This window comes from Pseudomonas sp. TE3911, assembly GCF_054062775.1.
Genome location: NZ_JBSSFP010000001.1, coordinates 689,375 through 711,075 on the forward strand (window position 1 = coordinate 689,375; position 21,701 = coordinate 711,075).

A 21,701-nucleotide genomic window follows, 5' to 3' on the forward strand; every position below is an offset into this window, starting at 1 on the left:
GAGTCACCGTTTGCTTTTGATGATGGTGCCCAGGCCTTGCAGGTAGGCCACCAATGCGTCCATTTCGGTCTTGCCCTTTACGGCTGCGGCTGCACCGGCGATGTCTTCGTCGGTGTAGGGCACGCCCAGGGTGCGCAAGACTTCCATCTTCTTCGCGGTGTCCTTGCCGTCGAGCTTGTTTTCCACGAGGAACGGGTACGCCGGCATTTTCGATTCAGGCACCACGTTGCGCGGGTTGTACAAGTGCGCACGTTGCCAGTCATCGGAGTAACGCCCGCCAACACGGGCCAGGTCAGGGCCGGTGCGCTTGGAACCCCACAAGAACGGGTGGTCCCATACGCTTTCGCCTGCGACCGAGTAGTGGCCGTAGCGTTCGGTTTCGGCGCGGAACGGGCGGATCATCTGCGAGTGGCAGCCCACGCAACCGTTGGCGATATAGACGTCGCGGCCTTCCAGTTCAAGGGCGGTGCGCGGCTTCATGCCTTCCACCGGCTTGTTGGTCACGTCCTGGAAAAACAGCGGAACGATCTGGGTCAGGCCGCCGATACTCACGGCGATGACCATGAAGAAGGCCAGCAGGCCGATATTCTTCTCGACTACTTCATGCTTCATCAGTGGGCTCCCACAACGGCGATCTTGGCGGCGGCTTCGGCTTCTGCCGGGTCCGAGGCACGCACGGTGCGCCAGACGTTGTAGGCCATGAACAGCATGCCAGCAGCGAAGAACGCACCGCCCAGGGCGCGGACGATGTAGCCCGGATGGCTGGCTTGCAGCGCTTCGACGAACGAGTAGGTGAGGGTGCCGTCATCGTTGATCGCACGCCACATCAGGCCTTGGGTGATGCCGTTGACCCACATCGAAGCGATGTAGAGCACGGTACCGATGGTGGCCAGCCAGAAGTGCGTGTTGATCAGCCCGACGCTGTGCATCTGCGCACGGCCGAACAGTTTGGGGATCATGTGGTACAGCGCACCGATGGAGATCATCGCCACCCAACCGAGGGCACCGGCGTGAACGTGGCCGATGGTCCAGTCGGTGTAGTGGGAGAGCGAGTTGACGGTCTTGATTGCCATCATCGGCCCTTCGAAGGTCGACATACCGTAGAACGCCAGGGATACCACAAGGAAGCGCAGGATCGGGTCGGTGCGCAATTTATGCCAGGCACCCGAGAGGGTCATCATGCCGTTGATCATGCCGCCCCAGCTCGGAGCCAACAGGATGATCGACATCGCCATGCCCAGGGACTGTGCCCAGTCCGGCAGTGCGGTGTAGTGCAAGTGGTGCGGGCCGGCCCAGATGTAGAGGGTGATCAATGCCCAGAAGTGCACGATGGACAAACGGTACGAGTAAATAGGACGTTCGGCCTGTTTCGGCACGAAGTAGTACATCATCCCCAGAAAACCGGTGGTGAGGAAAAAGCCTACGGCGTTATGCCCGTACCACCACTGGATCATCGCGTCCGTCGCGCCGGCATACGCCGAGTAGGACTTGAACAGGCTGACCGGCAGCGATGCGTGATTGACGATGTGCAGCATCGCCGTGACCACGATGAACGCACCGTAGAACCAGTTGCCCACGTAGATGTGCTTGGTTTTGCGCTTGACGATGGTGCCGAAGAACACCGCACCGTAGGTCACCCACACAATCGCCAGCAAAATGGCGATCGGCCATTCCAGCTCGGCGTATTCCTTGGTGGTGGTGTAGCCCAGTGGCAGGCTGACGATGGCGCCGACGATGACCGCCTGCCAACCCCAGAAGGTAAAGGCGGCGAGGCCATCGGAGATCAGTCGCGTCTGGCAGGTTCGCTGCACGACATAGTAGGAGGTGGCAAACAATGCACATCCGCCGAAGGCGAAAATCACCAGGTTGGTGTGCAGCGGGCGTAGGCGACCGAAGGTCGTCCATGGCAAGTCGAAATTCAATTCCGGCCAAACCAGTTGCGAGGCGATGAACACCCCGAGCCCCATGCCAAGGATCCCCCAGACCACCGTCATGATGGCGAACTGGCGGACTACCTTATAGTTATAAGCAGTCGGACTGATTGCTGTGCTCATTCTAAGGTTCCACGGTTTAGGTTTTTTTATAGGTAAAATCGGCCGCAAGTATGTAGAAAGCGAGGGGCCATTGCAACGCAATGGCTGACCTGGATCAATGCGTTCCACGCCAGATTCTGCGCCCTTTCCATGTTTGGCGTAAGGACAAAATCAGAAATCGAAAGCTGATCGAGTGGACAGGAAATTTTGGGGGTCGCAACGACTGTCGTCGCGTACGCCAAGATCGGTCCGCTGTGCAAGCAAGCGTAGACCCGAATGGCAGTAGGGGAAAGTTGTGCTTTGGAGGGGTGTGACACTTGGTCGCGTAGCGCGGTAGAGCTGCCGCCCCAAATTGGGGCGGCAGTCAGGTGTTACTGAGCTGCGCTTTCTGGCATTGCACCATCAGCGTTGTGAGACAGGCTGTACACGTAAGCTGCGAGCAGGTGCACTTTGTCGTTGCCCTGCAACAGTTCCTGCGCCGGCATCTGGCCCTGACGGCCGTGGCGAATGGTCTGCTGCAATTGCGCCAGGCTGGTGCCGTAAATATAGCCGCCTGGCAGCGTCAGGTTCGGCGCCCCCATGACTTCCATACCGTGGCCTTCCGGCCCATGGCACGCCACGCAGGTGGTGTTGAACGCCGCTTTGCCCGCATCCAGGTCGGCAGTGCTATCGGCCGGCAGTGGCAACTTGGCCAAATCGTGACGTACATAGGCAGCGACGTTTTTCACACCGTCGTCACCCAGCACCGTACCCCAGGCCGGCATCGCCGCGTGGCGACCGTTCAGGATGGTGGTCTTGATGGCCTCAGCCGAGCCGCCCCAGCGCCAGATGTTGTCTGCCAGGTTAGGGAAGCCGAACGCGCCCTTGGCGTCCGAGCCGTGACACACCGCGCAGTTGGACGCGAACAGGCGACCGCCCATCTTCAGCGCTTGCGGGTCTTTAGCGACTTCTTCAACGGGCATGGCCGAGAATTTGGCGAAGATCGGCCCGAACTTGGTGTCGGCCTTGGCCATCTCCTTGTCCCACTCCTTGGCCGAGGTCCAACCGTCTTCATAGCCCGGCAGCACACCTTTCCAGTTCCCCAGGCCCGGGTAGAGCACCAAGTAGCCGACCGCAAACACCAGGGTGCCGGCGAACAGCATGAACCACCACTGGGGCAGCGGGTTGTCGTATTCCTCGATACCGTCGAAGGCGTGGCCCATGGTCTGGTCGACACTGCCCTTGGTCTCGCCCTTGCGGGTGGCGATCAATAGCCAGGTCAGCCCGATCAGGCTGCCGAGGGTCAGTACGCAGATCCATGTACTCCAGAATAGGGTCATGGCCGATTGCTCCTTGTTGCAGGCTCTTCTTGAGCGTCGGATGGAGAAGGTTCATCGGCGAAGGGCAGCAGGCGCGCCTGCTCGAATTCCTCATTGCGCCGGTTGTTGAACACCCACAGCGACAGGCCGATAAAGGCGATGGCAACGACCAGCGTGCCAAGGCCGCGGATGGTGCCCGCATCGAATTCAAATCCCATGGCTCACCTCTTGCTCTTGATGGCAGTGCCGAGTACTTGCAGGTACGAAACCAGCGCGTCCATCTCGGTCTTGCCCTTGAGGCTGGCCACGGCGCCACTGATGTCGTCGTCGGTGTATGGCACGCCGAGGGTGCGCATTACTTTCAACTTGTTCTCGGTGTGGCTGCTGTCGACCTGGGCCGTGACCAGCCACGGGTAGGCCGGCATCTTCGACTCGGGCACTACGTTGCGCGGGTTGTACAAGTGCGCGCGGTGCCAGTCGTCCGAGTAGCGGGCGCCAACGCGGGCCAGATCCGGGCCGGTGCGCTTGGAACCCCACAGGAACGGGTGATCCCACACGCTTTCGCCCGCCACCGAGTAGTGGCCGTAGCGTTCGGTTTCGGCGCGGAACGGACGGATCATCTGCGAGTGGCACTGCACGCAGCCTTCGCGGATGTAGATGTCGCGGCCTTCCAGTTGCAGCGCGGTGTAGGGCTTCATGCCTTCCACCGGCTTGTTGGTCACGTCCTGGAAGAACAGCGGGACGATCTGGGTCAGGCCGCCGATGCTCACGGCGAGCACCATGAGCAGCATCAACAGGCCGACGTTCTTTTCAATAGTTTCGTGTTTCATCACAGACTCCTCAGGCCAGCTGCGCAGTGGTGGCGGCTTCGACAGGCTGCGGCGAACGCACGGTGCGCCACGTGTTGTAAGCCATCAGGAACATGCCGCTGAGGAACACCGCACCGCCCACCAGCCGCACGATGAAGCCTGGATGGCTGGCCACCAGGGTTTCGACGAAGGAGTAGGTCAAGGTGCCGTCTTCGTTGATCGCACGCCACATCAGGCCCTGGGCGATGCCGTTGACCCACATCGAGGCGATGTAGAGCACGGTGCCGATGGTGGCCAGCCAGAAGTGCGCGTTGATCAGGCCGAGGCTGTACATCTGCTCGCGACCGAAGACTTTCGGGATCATGTGGTACAGCGCGCCGATGGAGATCATCGCCACCCAACCGAGGGCGCCGGCGTGTACGTGGCCGATGGTCCAGTCGGTGTAGTGGGAGAGGGCGTTGACGGTCTTGATCGCCATCATCGGGCCTTCGAAGGTCGACATGCCGTAGAACGCCAGGGACACCACCAAAAAGCGCAGGATCGGGTCGCTGCGTAACTTATGCCAGGCGCCCGAGAGGGTCATCATCCCGTTGATCATGCCGCCCCAGCTCGGAGCCAGCAGTACCAGAGACATCACCATGCCCAGGGACTGCGCCCAGTCCGGCAGTGCGGTGTAGTGCAAGTGGTGCGGACCGGCCCAGATGTACAGGGTGATCAGCGCCCAGAAGTGCACGATGGACAAGCGATAGGAATACACCGGACGTTCGGCCTGCTTGGGCACGAAGTAGTACATCATCCCCAGGAAGCCTGCGGTGAGGAAAAAGCCTACCGCGTTGTGCCCATACCACCACTGCACCATGGCATCCGTCGCACCGCCGTAGAGGCTGTAGGACTTGGTCAGGCTGACCGGGATTTCCAGGTTGTTGACGATATGCAGGATCGCCACGGTGATGATGAACGCACCGAAGAACCAGTTACCGACGTAGATGTGCTTGGTGTTGCGCTTCATCACCGTGCCGAAGAACACGATGGCGTAGGCCACCCAGACAATGGTGATCAGTATGTCGATCGGCCATTCCAGCTCGGCGTATTCCTTGGAACTGGTGTAGCCCAGCGGCAAGGTGATCGCAGCCAGCAGGATGACCAACTGCCAACCCCAGAAGCAAAACGCGGCGATTTTCGGCGCGAACAGCTGCGTTTGGCAGGTGCGCTGCACCGAGTAGAACGAGCTGGCAAACAGTGCGCAGCCGCCGAAAGCGAAGATCACCGCGTTGGTGTGCAGCGGGCGCAAGCGGCCGAAGCTGGTCCAGGGCAAATCGAAGTTGAGTGCGGGCCAAACCAATTGGGCGGCGAGAAAAACCCCGAGCCCCATGCCGACGATGCCCCACACCACCGTCATAATGGCGAATTGGCGGACCACCTTGTAGTTATAGGCGGTACTTAAAGTAGTGTTCATGGTTCCCCATCCACGGTTCAACCCAAGCAAATGCGGCACTTGGGCTGGAGTTATAGGCAGACTAAATAGCGAGGCAAGCATGGGCAAAGAGCACAAGGCCAGTATTGACGGGGATCAATGGGCGCAGTGTGTGCGGGAACACGGCTGGTTGTGGGATGTCGCGAAAGGGTCTATCGCGCGTACACCGGTGACGCTGATCCTGGCCCACGGCGCCGGCGCACCGATGGACTCATCCTTCATGAACGACATGGCTGCACGCCTTGCCGGGCATGGCGTCAACGTGTTGCGCTTCGAGTTTCCCTACATGGCCCAGCGTCGATTGGACGGTGGCAAACGCCCACCCAACCCGGCGCCGAAACTGTTGGAAGCCTGGCGCGAAGTGCATGCCGAGGTGCGACGTCATGTCGCTGGGAAACTGGCCATTGGTGGCAAGTCCATGGGCGGGCGCATGGCGAGTCTGTTGGCCGATGAATTGGCTGCGGACGCGTTGGTGTGCCTGGGCTATCCGTTCTACGCGGTGGGCAAGCCGGAAAAACCGAGGGTCGAGCATTTGGTCGAGCTAAAGACGCCGACGTTGATTGTGCAGGGCGAGCGCGATGCGCTGGGCAATCGGGCGACGGTGGAGGGGTATGTGTTGTCACCGAGCATCGAGGTGATGTGGCTGGTGGCGGGGGATCATGATTTGAAGCCGTTGAAGGCTTCGGGGTTTAGTCATGAGCAGCATTTGGAGGCTGCGGCGGTGCAGATCGCCAGGTTTCTCGGCGCCTGTTAGGGCCGTATCGGGACGTAGGTATCTATATATCTTTGATGCAAACATACCCTGAGAAAACAAGGCTCTTGTGGGGAGCGGGCTTGCCCCGCGCGGGGCTGCGCAGCAGCCCCAAAACCTGCCAGTCGGGTGTTGCTGAAAAAATGCGGTGTCTGGATTAGGGCTGCTTCGCAGCCCAGCGCGGGCAAGCCCGCTCACCACAGAGTTATGTGTCTGCCTTTAGGCGTTGTGTAGATAACCCTGCCCCCGATAGCGGTCTAGCGGTTAAAACGCTCCACCAGCGAGTACTGGGTGTTGGCGGTATGCGTCAATTCCTCACTCAACTGCGCCGAGTTCATCGCCTGCTCCGAGGTCTGATCTGCCAACAGCGCAATGGTGCTGATGTTACGGCTGATCTCTTCGGCTACCGAGCTTTGCTCTTCAGTCGCCGCTGCAATTTGCGTGGTCATGTCAGTGATATGCGCCACCGCCTCACTGATGCCCACCAACGCCTGATCCGCCTCCATCACCCGCGCCACGCCTTCTTCGGCCTGGCGATGCCCGGCGTCCATGGTTTGCACGGCGGCGGCGGCGGTGTGTTGCAGCTTGGCGATCAGAGCATGGATCTGCCCGGTCGACTCGGCCGTACGCTGCGCCAGCTGCCGTACTTCGTCGGCTACCACGGCAAAGCCACGGCCCATCTCGCCGGCACGAGCGGCTTCGATAGCGGCGTTCAATGCCAACAGGTTGGTCTGGTCGGCAATGCCCTTGATCACGTCAACAACGCCGCCGATCTCATCGCTGTCCTTGGCCAGTTGAGTGACGGTCACGCCCGTCTCACCTACGGCAACCGACAGACGCTGAATGGCCTCGCGGGTTTCCCCGGCGATATCGCGGCCGCGACCGGTTAAGCGATTGGCTTCCTGGGTGGCGTCAGCCGTGCGCTGCACATGGCTGGCGACTTCCTGGGTGGTCGCCGCCATCTGGTTGACCGCCGTGGCCACCTGTTCGGTTTCCACGCGCTGGCGTTCCAGGCCGCTGGAGCTGTTGTGGGCCAGGGTGTTGGACTGCGCCGCTTGCTCGTTGAGATGCTCAGCAGTGTCCTGCAAGCGCGTAAGGCATGTCTTTAGACGCGCTTCCTGGCTGAGGATCGACATCTCCAGGCGCGCCTGAGCGCCACGGCTGTCGGTGTACATCTGCGCGATCAACGGGTCGGAGGTGGTCTGCTCGGCCAAACGCAGCAGGCGCTTGAGACCGCGCTGTTGCCAGCTCAGGCCCAGCAGGCCCAACGGCACCGACAAACCCGCCGCCAGGGCAAAGCCCCAGTGGGAGTTGAGCGACACGCCAATCATGAAGCTCAACTGGCTGATCAGGATAAACGGCAGCCAGTCCTGCAACACCGGCAGCCACTTGTCCCGCTGGGGAACGGCCGACTTGCCCTGGTTGATACGTTGGTAGAGCGCTTCGGCCCGGCGGATCTGCTCGGCGGTGGGCTTGATGCGCACCGATTCGTAGCCGACTACCTGATTGCCTTCAAAGACCGGCGTCACATAGGCGTTAACCCAGTAGTGATCGCCCGTCTTGCAGCGGTTCTTAACGATGCCCATCCATGGCAAGCCTTGTTTGAGCGTGGCCCACATATGCCCGAACACCGCCGCCGGCACATCCGGGTGACGAACCAGGTTGTGCGGGGCGCGTACCAGTTCTTCGCGACTAAACCCACTGATCTCGACGAAAGCATCGTTGCAGTAGGTGATCACGCCTTTGGCATCTGTGGTTGAGATCAACCGTTGCTGAGCGGGGAAGGTACGTTCGCGCTGGGTAACGGGTTGGTTATTACGCATGGTTGTTCAATCCGCAAGGCTTTCAGGGGGTATCGACCGGAACGGGGGTTTATTTAACTTATTTTTGCAACAATCCCTCGGTCGGACGCCACCTCACTGTTCTATTTGAGTTTTCCGGTATTGAGAATGTCGATCGCCATAGGCTATTGAACGTCGCTGCCGTAGTACTCCTGGATAAATGCAGCACGGTCAGTAGCGCCCAGGGTCAGCTTGGCGAGTGCGGCAACCACGGCATCCGGGTTTGCGAGGGCAAATACAGAAGCATTGGGGATGATGTAAATGGTGAACCTTTTTGAATAACCGCCCAGGCCCGCCAGGATTGGTTTGCCGGTGGCTGCGTATTCGAGCAGTTTGGAGGGCACGATTTTTCAAGAGCCATTGAAGCTATTCAGGTGCAAGAACGGCGCATTTGCGTGCTGATAATAGTGAATCAATTTGTCACGAGATATCGGGGGAATGAGTTCGACATTCGTGACGGCCTTTTGATGAGTGCTTCGCTCAACTTCTTCATCGTAATGCCGTCGCCGATCACATAAAAACGCGCTGTATGCCAGCTATTCAGCCAGTGGAGGAAAAGTTTTTTCCAAGCCTTGGCTCCTGCCGATATTGCCTGCTCAGACAATCTTCAGTGGGGTGAGGATGGGTTGGGCGTACTTGGATCGAAGGGCGTTTCAAGAAACATATCGTCGACACCGTGGATGTGCGTTGAAAAGGTTTTGCCAAGATATCGAGCTGAGAAGTAATCCAAAAAGCCAGGTGATACCTGGTTGGCCTGCATCGCGTGCTGGGGGGCTTTCCAAACGGGAGAACAGTCGCACGAGGCGTTTGCCGAGGGATATCGACAAAGACATCTCGGATATCCAGATGAAGTGGCGTGTGTTTATTACGTGGCAACTGCCTTCAGCGCAGCGTCAGGCATTTAACGGGTAGCAATCGGGGTTTATGCGTTGCTTCAGGCACGAAAGGGCTGTGGACGATTCAGCCCAACGGGCAAGCGGGCGAGTACTGACCGTTCGGACAGGTAAGGCATTTTGCAAGGGCAGGTAAATACAAAACCGCCTTCAGGGTGGCTTGGACTCAGGTGAAATCGGGCGGAATCAGTAAATCGGTTTAGCCACTTGTTGATAGGTGTAATTAGTCTGGAGGAGCTGATTGTCTTGGCACTATTTCGACAAGGGGAGTCGCTCGATAGCTATCAAAGAGTTTATTGAAATAGCTGAATATATTTTTGAACTTTTTGAGCTTTTAGATGTATGGCTGGCTAGTTAAAACATGACCCGTGGATCACTGCTAAATACACTCTTGGAGTTTAGGGGGAAGAATTAGCTATTTCGTATTTTTCAGATTTTTGGAATGTATAGCAGCGACTATTGTGCCCGTTTGATCGTCTTTGCGACGCGTTTTGGTGATGCGGCCGATTTGCCTTGTTGGCCTAGGCGCGATCATCGCCTTCTGAAATGCCGCGTTGCTGCGCGGAAGAGGTTGTGGGGCGATCTGTGGGGTATAAGCGGCGTTGTTGCTCCCTGTAACCGCTTCAATTTGAAGCATTCTTCTGGCCCCATGCCCCAAAAATACCCATCAATGAATAGGCGGTCTCGTTTTTGAATTTCACGTGGCTCAGTAAAAAGTGCAGCGACGGTTGCGGCTGTTTAAGCGAGTCGGGAGGGGGAGGGATGTGGCACTTTAATATTAATCCTCGACTGTTTGTCCGGTTGCCCAGTCGCTGACTCAGTGATGCATGGCTGTGTCGGTACTTGGAGTGCGCGGAGCTTCAAACGGAGGAGGGTGGCCATTGATCAAGAGTTGGATTGTGCCTACAGAAGATAACTGTATACTTCATCATTTCCTACGACACATGTCCGCATTTCCTACAGAAATGTTCGCCACGAAGGGAGTTTCGTGTCTATTTTTGCTTCCAGTAGTGCCTCTCTTCTTGATGTGCACGATTTTTGCCATGCAAAAGTCGCCGTATTGATGTGCACGTACAACGGCGAATCCTTTCTGGCCGAGCAGCTTGATTCCTTTGAGCGCCAAACTCATGGTAATTGGATCCTGGTTGTATCAGACGACGATTCCCAAGACGGAACCCTGGCGCTATTGGATGGCTACCGAAATAACTGGGGGGATGAGCGCCTTAGAGTGGTACGTGGACCCAAGAGAGGCTTTGCGGCCAACTTTTTATCGCTGACTACTCGAGATGACATCGACGCTGATTTTTTTGCGTGGTCTGATCAGGACGATATCTGGGATCAAGACAAAATCGAGGTGGCGCTCGCTTGGCTGCAAACCATTCCTCAGCATATTCCTGCTCTCTATTGCGGCCGTACCCAACTGATCAGTGAATCAGGGGTGCCGTTAGGGGTATCGCCCCTGTTCCGTTTGCCGTCAGGTTTTGCCAATGCACTGGTTCAAAGTATCGCTGGTGGCAACACCATGGTCTTTAACCAGGCAGCCCGTGATCTTATCCGGGAAGCGGGTGCCGATATCAGCGTTCCTGCTCACGATTGGTGGGCGTATCAGTTGGTCTCGGGTGCGGGAGGGGTCGTCAACTATGACCCTGAACCCAAAGTGCGTTATCGCCAGCACAGTGAAAACTTGATAGGCAGCAATTCAGGCTGGTCTGCTCGGCGGGTGCGTTTGCGCATGGTTTTTCAAGGACGGTTTTACGAGTGGAATGAGCAGAATATTCATGCGCTCGAATCCATGCAGCATCGTCTTTGTGATGAGCACCGCGCGACGCTTGCCCGCTTCAAACATGCAAGAAACCAAACATTATTTCGAAGATTATTGGGAATGCGGCTAGCCGGCTTGTATCGACAGACCCTGCTCGGCAACCTCGGCCTAATCCTCGCAACACTACTGAAAAAGATCTGAATAAATGACTATCTTGGTAACTGGCGGCGCAGGCTTTATCGGTGCGAATTTTGTATTGGACTGGTTGGCGCAAGCGGACGAGCCTGTCATTAACTTGGACAAACTGACGTATGCGGGCAATCTGGAGAACCTCAGCTCTCTTGAGGGTGATAAGCGTCACGTGTTCGTACATGGCGATATCGGCGATACACAATTAGTCGAAAGCTTGCTCGTTAAGCATTCGCCACGCGCCATTCTGAACTTCGCTGCCGAGTCGCACGTGGATCGGTCCATTCACGGCCCGGAAGACTTTATCGAGACCAATGTTGTCGGCACATTCCGCTTACTGGAAACGGTGCGCGCCTATTGGAAAGGCTTGCCGACAGATGCTCAGCAGGCTTTTCGTTTCCTGCATGTTTCGACAGACGAGGTCTATGGCTCCTTGTCCAAGGACGATCCCGCCTTCACCGAAACTCACCAGTACGAGCCCAACAGCCCCTATTCAGCTAGCAAGGCCGCTAGCGACCACCTTGTGCGTGCCTACCACCACACGTATGGTTTGCCGGTCCTGACCACCAATTGCTCGAACAACTATGGCCCCTATCACTTCCCGGAAAAACTGATTCCGTTGATGATCGTCAATGCGCTGGCGGGCAAGGCACTGCCGGTGTACGGCGACGGCCAGCAGATTCGCGACTGGCTGTACGTCAAGGACCATTGCAGTGCCATCCGCCGTGTACTGGAGGCCGGTACGGTGGGTGAGGTCTATAACGTAGGGGGATGGAACGAAAAGCCCAACCTGGACATCGTTCATACCATCTGCGCCTTGCTTGATGGGCTGCGTCCTCGCCAGGACGGCAAGCCTTACAACGAACAGATTGCATACGTAACAGACCGCCCAGGGCATGATCGTCGCTATGCCATTGACGCGCGTAAGCTTGAGAGCGAGTTAGGCTGGAAACCGGCAGAAACCTTCGAGACTGGAATTCGCAAGACCGTGGAGTGGTACCTGGATAATCAGGAGTGGGTCAGTAATATCCAATCCGGCTCTTACCGCGAGTGGGTGGAAAAAAACTATTCCGGACGCTCTGTATGAAGATCCTTCTGCTTGGCAAGAATGGCCAAGTAGGATGGGAGTTACAACGCAGTTTGGCCCCGCTGGGCCAAGTGCTCGCGTTGGATTCCAAAAGCCTCGACTACTGCGGTGACCTTAGCGACCTAGAGGGGCTTGCTGCGACCGTGCAGCGGTTTGCTCCAGATGTCATCGTCAACGCTGCTGCATATACCGCCGTGGACAAGGCAGAAAGCGAGCCTGGCGTGGCGCGGCGCGTTAACGCAGAGGCACCGGCTGTATTGGCCGCAGAGGCCCTGAAGCTCAATGCCTTATTGGTGCACTATTCAACTGACTATGTCTTCGCAGGCGATGGCGAAACGCCTTGGCAGGAAAGCGATCCGGTCGGCCCTCTTAGTGTCTATGGCGCGACCAAGCTTGCCGGTGAGCAGGCGATTCAGTCGTCGGGTTGTTCGCACCTGATATTTCGCACCAGTTGGGTGTATGCCGCACGGGGCAACAACTTCGCCAAGACCATGTTGCGCCTTGCGCAGGAACGCGACAGCCTGAACGTCATTAACGATCAGTTCGGCACGCCGACTGGCGCCGATTTACTCGCGGATGTCACTGCGCACGCCATTCGCGCGGTAAGGCAGCAGTCACACCTGGGCGGGCTCTACCACCTCGCGTCAGCCGGTGAGACCACCTGGTATCGCTATGCGCGATTCGTACTTGAGCAAGCGCAAGCGGCAGGGGTAGAGCTTCAGGTTGGCCCAGCTTCAGTCGGCGCCATCGCGACAGCGGCCTATCCAACGCCGGCTAAACGCCCCGGCAATTCGCGACTTAATACCCAAAAACTGCAGAACGCCTTCTCATTGTTCTTGCCGGATTGGCAAGACGGTGTGGCACGGATGCTTATTGAAACACTAGAGAAATGAACATGCTCAAACGTAAAGGAATCATTCTGGCTGGCGGCTCGGGCACGCGCCTGCACCCGGCGACCTTGGCCATTTCCAAGCAATTGTTGCCTGTTTACGATAAACCGATGATCTATTACCCGCTGACAACACTGATGTTGGCCGGTATTCGCGACATCCTGATCATCTCCACCCCCCAGGACACGCCGCGTTTTGAGCAATTGTTGGGTGATGGCAGTAATTGGGGACTGAATATTTCCTACGCGGTGCAGGCCTCCCCGGATGGCCTGGCTCAGGCATTCATTATTGGTGAAGACTTCATCGGTAACGACCTGTCGGCGTTGGTGCTGGGTGACAACATCTACCACGGTCACCACTTTAATGAGCTGTTGAGAAACGCAATGGCTCGGGAAGAGGGCGCCAGTGTCTTCGCATACCACGTTAACGATCCTGAGCGGTACGGGGTCGTAGAGTTCGATAGCCAAGGCAGGGCGATGAGCCTGGAAGAGAAGCCGCTCCAGCCAAAATCAAGCTATGCCGTAACAGGTCTGTATTTCTATGACCAGGAAGTGGTTGATATTGCTAAAAGCATTCAACCCTCACCTAGAGGTGAGCTGGAGATTACCGACCTCAATCGTATCTATATGGAACGAGGCAAGCTGTCTGTAGAAATCATGGGCCGAGGGTATGCCTGGCTGGATACCGGTACTCACGATTCTCTCCTTGAGGCGAGTCACTTCATTGCCACGCTGGAGCGTCGCCAAGGGCTCAAAGTTGCTTGTCCGGAAGAAATTGCATTCAGGCAAAAGTGGATCGATGCGCAGCAGTTGGAGAAGCTGGCTGCACCGCTTTCCAAGAACGGTTATGGCCAATATCTCAAACGTTTACTGCATGAGAAGATCTTTTGAAGCACGTTGCTGCAATCTGCCTTCCAAGGCGCTTGCCCTAAGATCTTTTTTTGACCTGCAGCGTCGCCCTGTCGGCCTGGATACATTTTGGAGATATTGTAAAGATGAGAGTTACCCCACTCGTTCTCCCGGAAGTTCTTCTAATCGAACCGAAAGTGTTCGGGGACGAGCGCGGTTTTTTCTACGAAAGTTTCAATCAAAAAATTTTTGAAGAAGCACTGGGAAGGCCAGCTCATTTCGTTCAGGACAACCACTCCCGATCAGTCAAAGGTGTACTTCGCGGCCTGCACTATCAAATCCAACAGGCCCAGGGAAAGCTTGTGCGTGTCACCCACGGTGAGGTGTTTGATGTTGCTGTTGATTTGCGTAAAAGCTCGGCGACTTTCGGCAAGTGGGCGGGCGCCTTCCTGAGTGCAAGCAACAGATCCCAGCTTTGGATACCGGAGGGATTTGCGCATGGTTTCGTTGTTCTCTCCGATAGCGCAGAATTTCTCTACAAAACCACGGATTACTGGGCGCCGGAGCACGAGCGGAGTGTTGCCTGGGACGACCCTGATTTGGCGATTGCCTGGCCGATCTGCGAAGCCCCGACGCTTTCCGCAAAAGATGCCAGTGCACCTCGCTTGATTGATGCTGAGGTGTTTGCCTAGTGAACCCTCATCGCGCACCTTCCGCGGGGCCATTCAGTCTGGCTGCGAGCCTGTGGAAAAATCGTTCGTTGATTTCGCAAATGACTACTCGCGAGGTCATTGGTCGTTATCGTGGCTCGGTGATGGGCCTGACATGGTCGTTCTTCAATCCGATCCTCATGCTTGCGGTTTATACCTTCGTGTTCTCCGAGATTTTCAAAGCTCGATGGGCTGGGGTGGAAACAGGCAAAGGCGGGTTCGCGGTTCTGCTATTTGTTGGCATGATTGTTCACGGATTGTTTGCAGAATGTGCTAATCGTGCGCCATCGCTTGTGATGACCAATAGCAACTACGTAAAAAAAGTAGTATTTCCGCTGGAAATTCTGCCGGTGATTACGCTGGGGTCCGCGTTGTTTCATAGCTGCATCAGCCTGATCGTGTTGCTGGCCGCTCAGTTTCTGATCATGGGCCAGATCCATTGGACGGCGCTCTTGTTCCCGCTGGTCCTGGTGCCCTTGATATTGGCGACGCTCGGCGTTAGTTGGTTCCTGGCGTCGCTGGGGGTTTACCTGAGGGATGTGGGGCACGTAATAACGGTACTCACGACCGTGCTTCTTTTTCTTTCCCCTGTGTTGTACCCGACCGCTGCGCTGCCTGAGGCCTACAAACCGTGGCTAAAGCTCAATCCTTTGACTTACATCATTGAGGAGAGTCGAAGCGTGCTGCTTTTTGGAAACCTGCCTGATTGGGGGAGCTTGGGGGTCGCGGTCATCATTGGAGCAGTGATGGCTTGCGTTGGATTCTGGTTCTTCCAAAAAACACGTAAAGGGTTCGCTGATGTCATCTGATCATTCGGTAATCAGCGTTCGGAATGTCTCCAAATGTTTTTACACATACGACAAGCCACGCGATCGCCTGAAGCAAGCGATTGTGCCGCGTCTGCAGCGTTGGGTGGGCGATCCGTTGACCACGTACGGCAACGAATTTTGGGCATTGCGTGACATCAGTTTTGAGGTCAGCAAAGGCGAAACAGTCGGCATCGTCGGTCGAAATGGATCGGGCAAGTCGACCTTGCTGCAGATAATCTGCGGCACACTTGCGCCGACGATTGGCGAGATTGAAACCCGCGGACGTGTCGCCGCGCTTCTCGAGTTGGGTTCAGGCTTCAATCCGGAGTTCACCGGGCGTGAGAATGTCTATCTGAACGGTGCTGTACTGGGTCTTACCCGTGAGGAAGTGGATGATCGCTTCGATGCTATCGCGGGTTTTGCGGATATCGGAGAGTTTCTCGATCAGCCGGTCAAAGCTTATTCCAGTGGCATGGCGGTCAGACTCGCTTTCGCCGTTCAGGCACAAGTGGACCCTGAGATTCTAGTGGTGGACGAGGCTCTTTCGGTAGGTGATGCTCGGTTTCAAGCCAAATGCTTTGAGCGCCTGCGCCAGCTCAAAGAGAATGGAACAAGCATTCTGTTAGTGACGCACTCCAGCGAGCAGGTGGTCACGCACTGCTCGCGTGCAATTCTGTTGGAGCAAAGTCGGGTCGAAATGATCGGTGCGTCACGCCCGGTTATAAACCGCTACACCGATATCCTCTTTGGTCGTAATGCCAGTGATGGCCCCGAAGATGGCCATTCATGCGCACCTGCGAGTACCACTCAAGAGTCTGTAGCGCCAGTAACTCCCCATGCATTGCTTAACCTGGATAACGATGTCTATGCATCGCGCGTTGGGTACAACCCGCATGAGTATCGCTGGGGCGACGGTGCCGCCACTCTGCTTGATTTCCATTTAAGAGCCAGTGCTAGGGAGTTTCCCACCAGTGCGGAAACCGGTGAAGAGATCGTACTGAGTGTTGCATTCAGATTTAACCGCCCGGTGATCAATCCGATTCTGGGTTTCACCATTAAAACCAAGGAAGGGGTCACGGTTTACGGCACTAACTCTTATTTATTGGAGTGTGTGGAAACACGCTCCATGGGAGAATCCGGTAGCGCCGCGACTGCCAGTGTCAGATTTATAAATAGACTAGCGACGGGTGATTATTTTATATCCCTAGGGATCGCCTCCCGAGAGGGCGAAGACATCATTGCTCATGACCGACGTTATGACTCTATTCACTTGATTGTCGAGCCTACCCCTAAACTGTTGGGGCTGATTGACCTTGCAGCTGCCATGACAATCGATCCGGTAGATCCAAATGTTTAAACTCGATGATTATGGCTATACCAAGGATGATGCGACGAATGTATGGGTTCGCGCTGATTTTCAGGGCATCGCCTACAGTGATGGTGATAGTGCCGAAACTGAATTGGCGAGCATCATCCATAACGCAAATGACGTTTCTGTATTGTCGGATGAACTCCCGCAGTACTGCACCGATTGGGCAAAGCTTTATCATTTGAGTGCGACGCGGGCTAATATCCTGCGTCCGTTTGAACACTTATTAAAGTCTCGCGTGCTAGAGATCGGTGCCGGTTGTGGCGCCATCAGCCGTTACCTTGGTGAATGCGGAGCGGACGTGTTGTGCCTCGAAGGAAGCCCGCGTCGAGCGGCCATTGCAGCGAGTCGCACGCGGGATCTGGATAACGTCACGGTACTGGCCGAGCGGTTCGATGACTTTAAAGTCGAAGAGCAATTCGACGTGGTCACTCTGATTGGCGTGCTTGAATACGCCAGCATGTTCAGTAATGCCGATGATCCGGCCTTAGCAATGCTTACGCGAGTTCGCAAACTATTGAAGCCCGATGGGCATCTATTTATCGCCATCGAAAATCAGTTGGGGTTGAAGTATTTTGCGGGGGCTCCCGAAGATCATGTCGGTATCACCATGTATGGAATTGAAGGCCGTTACGAACATGGCCAACCCAAAACCTACGGCAGGAAAGAGCTCAAAGATCTAATCACGAGCGCGGGGTTTAGCTCTTCCAGCTTCCTGGCCCCCAGCCCGGATTACAAACTGCCCAATTCGATCATCACGGAGGGTGGCTTCGAGAGTGACGAGTTCGACGCTGCGGCCTTGGCATGGCAAAACGTTAAGAAGGATCCGCAGCTTCCAGAGCAGACCACCTTTAACTTGGAAAAAGCTTGGTCGGTCGTCATTGACAACCGTCTAGGCATGGATCTGGCGAACTCCTTTCTGATTGTGGCGTCCTGCGGGAAAAATGAACCGCTTGACGTTGACGTGCTTGCCTACCACTACAGCACTGGCAGGAGGACCCGTTACTGCAAGGAATCAGTGTTCGTCAAAACACCGCAAGGTATTCAGGTCCGTTACAGAAAGCTGGGAACTCTTGCTAGCGATGTGACGGAAGCGAGCCTTGAGGATGGCTTCAAATATGTGCTTCCAAGTGTGGACGCCTATGCCAAGGGCAGCGTGCTCAGTCTTGAATTTCTTGATCTCGCGGCACGTCGCGACTGGAGCGTGGAAGGTTTTACGCCATTTTTACAAAAGTATCTCGCGTGCCTGAGGACGCTCCTCAAAAAGGAGGGGGCCGACTTCGAATTACTCTCGGCCAAGTCTCTGCTTCCGGGTCGTTTTATCGATGCGGTCCCTCAAAACATAGTTGTCGGAGCGGGCGACGTTCCACAATTCATAGATGTTGAGTGGGAAAGTTCTGAGGGCGTTGAGCTCGGCTACTTGATGATGCGGGCGCTTCTGCTGCTCATGGCAGCAGCAAGTCCTTTCTATCCGAGTACTTCTTCGGTCAGTCGGCAGGAGTTCGTCACCCAGCTGTTGGCAAGTGCTGGTATGGACATTAGCCCTGAAGACCTTGCGCGCTACATCGGTACCGAGGCGGCTTTTCAGGAGCGGGTAACCGGTGCTGACGCGAATCGCTTCCTGAATTGGTCTCCCGATGCGATGGTCCATAAGCTCGGCGTGACGCATATGCCGTCCAAGCACGCCAAGCTCTATATAAGTGACGAGGCAGGGAATCTTTCAGAGGAGTCCGCCCTGCTCCGAGTGGTAGATGATGGACCTCAACTAATCAGGTTTACCCTTCCTCGCGCGCTGCCCAAGGGGGGATTGCTGCGGTTTGACCCCATCAATAGACGTCAAAGCTTTTCGATTCACTCGATCAGGGTGTACTCTAGCGCCGAAAAGATTTTGGAGTGGCAAGATGACATCAGTCAGCCGCTTGTCATTGCGTCCGCGATGCGGATTTCCGAAGTCGGGCGCGACACGCTTTATCTAGCGCTGAGTGACGATCCGAGCGTGATGATTCCTCTGCAAGCAGAAACGCTTAGTGGTACCGATCAACTAGAGCTAGAAGTAAGCTTCACCTTATTCACGGAAGAGCAACTGGCTCAAGAGATCGAAGTGCTGAATCAATCTGGACTCACACGCAATAATGCTGAATTGCAAAATAAACTCGAACAGTTTTTAGACTCAAGTAGCAAGCTGGATTTGATTGCTGACTCAAACAGTAAGCTTGACGTTATCCTGGGTTCAAATAACAAACTTGACCTGCTAGTTGACTCAAATAAAGAAATTACAAATATTCTGGAGTTGGTAAAGGCTTCGATAGCATCCAACAATGCGGATGTGATTTCCCGAATCATTCGCGAAAAAGATGAAGAGGTTCAAGTCGTCGTCGAACAAATTCGACAGCAGGCTGAGGAACACGAGGCATTCGTTCAACTTTTGAGCGAGCAGAAAAAATTAGAACTGGACGAGAAAGACTCCCAGATTGAAGAGTTCATCGCAGCGACTGCACTTGAACACGCGCATTCAGAGGCCGAGCGGCTTCAGATCCTTGCGACATTGCATCAACAGGCGTCTCTAAAAGACGAGGCACTGCAACACACGCTGGCCAAGTGGCAAGAGTCGTTGCTGGAGAAGGATGTTCATATCGCCAGTCTTGAAGAACGACTGCGTGTACAGCAGGTACAGAAAGACACTCATATCCATAACTTGAACCTGCAGATCATCGCGATGCAGTCATCGTCAAGTTGGAAGGTTACTTCACCCCTGCGAAAACTCGTTAAGAGCGTTAGACAAGCTAAGAGTTTATGGCGCCTGTTGCCCGCGGTTATCCGTCGAGGCGGTGGATTGCGCAGGACCATGCGCAAGGCTATTGCAGTTTGGCGTCAACAAGGCATTGCTGGCTTGAAGGCACGGGTGGTGTGGGTTGCTGGTGCGAGCAACTTTGCATTTGTAGGCAAGGAAACTCGTGAGGTTCCAGATCGCCACGATTATTCCAGATGGGTTCAGTACTACGACACCCTTGATGAAAATGGTCGCTGGAAAATCAGCGAAGAAATTCGTAAGTGGAAAACCAAGCCACTCATTTCGATCATTATGCCCGTCTACAACCCGCCTTTGGGCTTGTTGCGTGAGGCGGTCGAGAGCGTTAAGTCCCAGCTCTACAAAAACTGGGAGCTGTGTATCGCGGACGACGCTTCCAATGATCCTGAGGTCATCGCCTATCTCAAGTCGCTGAAGCAGCAGGATCAGCGTATTAAAGTGGTGTTCCGCCAGCAAAATGGTCATATCTCCAATGCCAGTAATTCGGCGCTGGAATTGGCGTCGGGGCAGTACATCGCTCTGATGGACAATGACGACTTGCTCGCCGAACACGCATTGTATTGGGTGACCCGTGCTGTTCATGATTGTCCGGATGTTGGCGTTATCTATTCAGATGAAGACAAAATCGACACTGCCGGTAAACGAAGCTCGCCTTATTTCAAATCGGGTTGGAATGAGTTCTTGTTCCGTTCCCAGAATATGGTTTGCCATTTGGGCGTATACCGTTCGGATCTGGTGAAAGCTGTCGGTGGGTTCCGCACAGGGTTTGAAGGCTCCCAAGACTACGATCTGGCGTTGCGATGCATCGAGAAACTCGACCGCAATCAAATCGTACACATCCCTCGCATTCTCTATCACTGGCGTATGCACGCTGGCAGTACCGCCATGGCTGGCGACGAGAAGCCTTATGCCGCGCTCGCTGGTGTCAAAGCCCTAGATGAACATCTCCAGCGCAAAGGTGATATCGGTACTACAGAGCTTTTACCGATGGGCATGTATCGCGTTCACTACACGCCTCCCGTGACGCCGCCATTGGTTACTCTGATTATTCCCACGCGCAACGCCCACTCGTTGGTCAAGCAATGCATCGACAGTATTCAGGCGCTGACTACCTACAGTCATTATGAAATTATCTTGATCGATAATGGATCGGACGATCCGGTTTCTATCGAATATTTTGCAGCGCTCGACCAACAGGACAACGTTCGCGTGTTGCGTGACGATGGGCCGTTCAATTATTCCGCATTGAACAATGGCGCCGTCAGAATGGCGCGCGGTGAGCTGATTGGCCTTGTTAACAACGACATTGAAGTCATCACGCCGCAATGGCTGGATGAGATGGTGTCAATCGCACTACAGCCGAACGTTGGAGCAGTAGGGGCGCGGCTGTGGTATCCCGATGATCGCCTGCAACACGGTGGCGTCGTGGTGGGTGTGGGGGGAGTTGCAGGTCACTCGCACAAATACTTGCCAAAAGGTGACTACGGCTACTTTTGCCGGGCGGCGCTGATTCAAGAGTTTTCTGCTGTGACCGCGGCTTGCCTAATCATCAAGAAAAGCATTTTTGAACAGGTAGGCGGTTTGGATGAAGAAAACCTTAAGATTGCCTTCAACGATGTCGACTTCTGCTTGAGGGTGCAGGAGGCGGGCTACATCAATGTGTGGACCCCTTTTGCAGAGCTCTATCACCACGAGTCCGCGACGCGTGGCTTGGAAGATACGCCTGAGAAAAAGGAAAGATTTTCTAATGAGGTTGTTTATATTCAAAGCCGCTGGCCGAATATTTTGGAAGACTACGCCTACAGCCCGAACCTGACATTGGACCATGAGGATTTTGGCTTGGCCTGGCCACCTAGGGTAAAACTTTAATCCACCGGGATCGCTGTCTGATCTGAAATAGGGCTCTGTTGGCGAGTAAAAGACTCTTGAAGTTGGCCTGTGCAGCGGCAGTGACCTGTCAATCACTATCGCCGCTGCCCTAACGGGGTGACGGAATCTGCGCGTACTCGATCAGGATCGTAAGGCCATGATTTACGCGCGGAAGCGGCTCGCCTTCGGAGGGCATTGGGAAGGTAGTCAGGGTGATCGGGCCAGCAGAGCATGCGCTATGTTGCGTGACCACCGTTTTT

At 55.5% G+C, this 21,701-nt stretch carries 17 protein-coding genes; 9 read left to right on the top strand and 8 right to left on the bottom strand.

What is annotated here, in order from left to right; all coding sequences use genetic code 11:
* Window positions 1-3: 3 nt before the first annotated feature.
* The 6 genes from ccoO (ACVWXD_RS03245) to ccoN (ACVWXD_RS03270) all read right to left on the bottom strand — a co-directional run bounded on the left by ccoO (ACVWXD_RS03245) (window position 4) and on the right by ccoN (ACVWXD_RS03270) (window position 5,596).
* Window positions 4-612: a cytochrome-c oxidase, cbb3-type subunit II gene (gene ccoO / locus ACVWXD_RS03245; protein WP_003193167.1), complete on the bottom strand. Its 609-nt coding sequence runs from the start codon at window positions 610-612 to the stop codon at window positions 4-6.
* On the bottom strand, window positions 612-2,054 hold the full coding sequence (gene ccoN / locus ACVWXD_RS03250) for a cytochrome-c oxidase, cbb3-type subunit I (protein WP_032887677.1): 1,443 nt from the start codon (window positions 2,052-2,054) through the stop codon (window positions 612-614). The genes ccoO (ACVWXD_RS03245) and ccoN (ACVWXD_RS03250) overlap by 1 nt, the downstream gene beginning before the upstream one ends.
* Before the next feature lie 350 nt (window positions 2,055-2,404).
* On the bottom strand, window positions 2,405-3,352 hold the full coding sequence (gene ccoP, locus ACVWXD_RS03255; RefSeq protein ID WP_032887679.1) for a cytochrome-c oxidase, cbb3-type subunit III: 948 nt from the start codon (window positions 3,350-3,352) through the stop codon (window positions 2,405-2,407).
* Window positions 3,349-3,549, bottom strand: coding sequence for a cbb3-type cytochrome oxidase subunit 3 (locus tag ACVWXD_RS03260; protein WP_032887681.1), 201 nt, complete (start codon window positions 3,547-3,549; stop codon window positions 3,349-3,351). Before ACVWXD_RS03260 ends, ccoP begins: the two co-directional genes overlap by 4 nt.
* A gap of 3 nt (window positions 3,550-3,552) precedes the next feature.
* Window positions 3,553-4,161, bottom strand: coding sequence for a cytochrome-c oxidase, cbb3-type subunit II (gene ccoO, locus ACVWXD_RS03265; RefSeq protein ID WP_032887682.1), 609 nt, complete (start codon window positions 4,159-4,161; stop codon window positions 3,553-3,555).
* 10 nt (window positions 4,162-4,171) lie between these two features.
* Complete coding sequence (gene ccoN / locus ACVWXD_RS03270) at window positions 4,172-5,596, bottom strand: cytochrome-c oxidase, cbb3-type subunit I (protein ID WP_032887684.1); 1,425 nt, start codon at window positions 5,594-5,596, stop codon at window positions 4,172-4,174.
* A gap of 79 nt (window positions 5,597-5,675) precedes the next feature.
* Between ccoN (ACVWXD_RS03270) and ACVWXD_RS03275 the strand changes: the two genes are divergently transcribed.
* Window positions 5,676-6,368, top strand: coding sequence for an alpha/beta family hydrolase (locus ACVWXD_RS03275; protein WP_457370667.1), 693 nt, complete (start codon window positions 5,676-5,678; stop codon window positions 6,366-6,368).
* Between the two features lie 254 nt (window positions 6,369-6,622).
* On the opposite strand, the gene ACVWXD_RS03280 is transcribed toward ACVWXD_RS03275, so the two are convergent.
* Both ACVWXD_RS03280 and ACVWXD_RS03285 read right to left on the bottom strand, forming a co-directional pair.
* Window positions 6,623-8,188: a methyl-accepting chemotaxis protein gene (locus ACVWXD_RS03280; protein WP_032887688.1), complete on the bottom strand. Its 1,566-nt coding sequence runs from the start codon at window positions 8,186-8,188 to the stop codon at window positions 6,623-6,625.
* Between the two features lie 143 nt (window positions 8,189-8,331).
* Window positions 8,332-8,550: a hypothetical protein gene (locus tag ACVWXD_RS03285; RefSeq protein ID WP_457370668.1), complete on the bottom strand. Its 219-nt coding sequence runs from the start codon at window positions 8,548-8,550 to the stop codon at window positions 8,332-8,334.
* 1,537 nt (window positions 8,551-10,087) lie between these two features.
* Here ACVWXD_RS03285 and ACVWXD_RS03290 point away from each other — a divergent pair.
* The 8 genes from ACVWXD_RS03290 to ACVWXD_RS03325 all read left to right on the top strand — a co-directional run bounded on the left by ACVWXD_RS03290 (window position 10,088) and on the right by ACVWXD_RS03325 (window position 21,441).
* Window positions 10,088-11,062, top strand: coding sequence for a glycosyltransferase family 2 protein (locus ACVWXD_RS03290; protein WP_457370669.1), 975 nt, complete (start codon window positions 10,088-10,090; stop codon window positions 11,060-11,062).
* Window positions 11,063-11,066: 4 nt separating this feature from the next.
* Window positions 11,067-12,137 (top strand): dTDP-glucose 4,6-dehydratase, encoded by a 1,071-nt coding sequence (gene rfbB / locus ACVWXD_RS03295; RefSeq protein WP_099602962.1) that lies wholly within the window; start codon window positions 11,067-11,069, stop codon window positions 12,135-12,137.
* Window positions 12,134-13,030 (top strand): dTDP-4-dehydrorhamnose reductase, encoded by an 897-nt coding sequence (gene rfbD, locus ACVWXD_RS03300; RefSeq protein WP_099602963.1) that lies wholly within the window; start codon window positions 12,134-12,136, stop codon window positions 13,028-13,030. The genes rfbB and rfbD overlap by 4 nt, the downstream gene beginning before the upstream one ends.
* A 2-nt stretch (window positions 13,031-13,032) precedes the next feature.
* Window positions 13,033-13,917, top strand: coding sequence for a glucose-1-phosphate thymidylyltransferase RfbA (gene rfbA, locus ACVWXD_RS03305; RefSeq protein ID WP_099602964.1), 885 nt, complete (start codon window positions 13,033-13,035; stop codon window positions 13,915-13,917).
* A 104-nt stretch (window positions 13,918-14,021) separates the two neighbouring features.
* The gene (rfbC, locus tag ACVWXD_RS03310; RefSeq protein ID WP_099602965.1) at window positions 14,022-14,567 is read left to right on the top strand and encodes a dTDP-4-dehydrorhamnose 3,5-epimerase; all 546 of its coding nucleotides are present in this window, start codon (window positions 14,022-14,024) and stop codon (window positions 14,565-14,567) included.
* Window positions 14,567-15,394: an ABC transporter permease gene (locus tag ACVWXD_RS03315; protein ID WP_457370670.1), complete on the top strand. Its 828-nt coding sequence runs from the start codon at window positions 14,567-14,569 to the stop codon at window positions 15,392-15,394. The genes rfbC and ACVWXD_RS03315 overlap by 1 nt, the downstream gene beginning before the upstream one ends.
* Complete coding sequence (locus tag ACVWXD_RS03320) at window positions 15,384-16,751, top strand: ABC transporter ATP-binding protein (protein ID WP_457370671.1); 1,368 nt, start codon at window positions 15,384-15,386, stop codon at window positions 16,749-16,751. The genes ACVWXD_RS03315 and ACVWXD_RS03320 overlap by 11 nt, the downstream gene beginning before the upstream one ends.
* Window positions 16,744-21,441, top strand: coding sequence for a glycosyltransferase (locus tag ACVWXD_RS03325; RefSeq protein WP_457370672.1), 4,698 nt, complete (start codon window positions 16,744-16,746; stop codon window positions 21,439-21,441). Before ACVWXD_RS03320 ends, ACVWXD_RS03325 begins: the two co-directional genes overlap by 8 nt.
* Window positions 21,442-21,701: the final 260 nt, after the last annotated feature.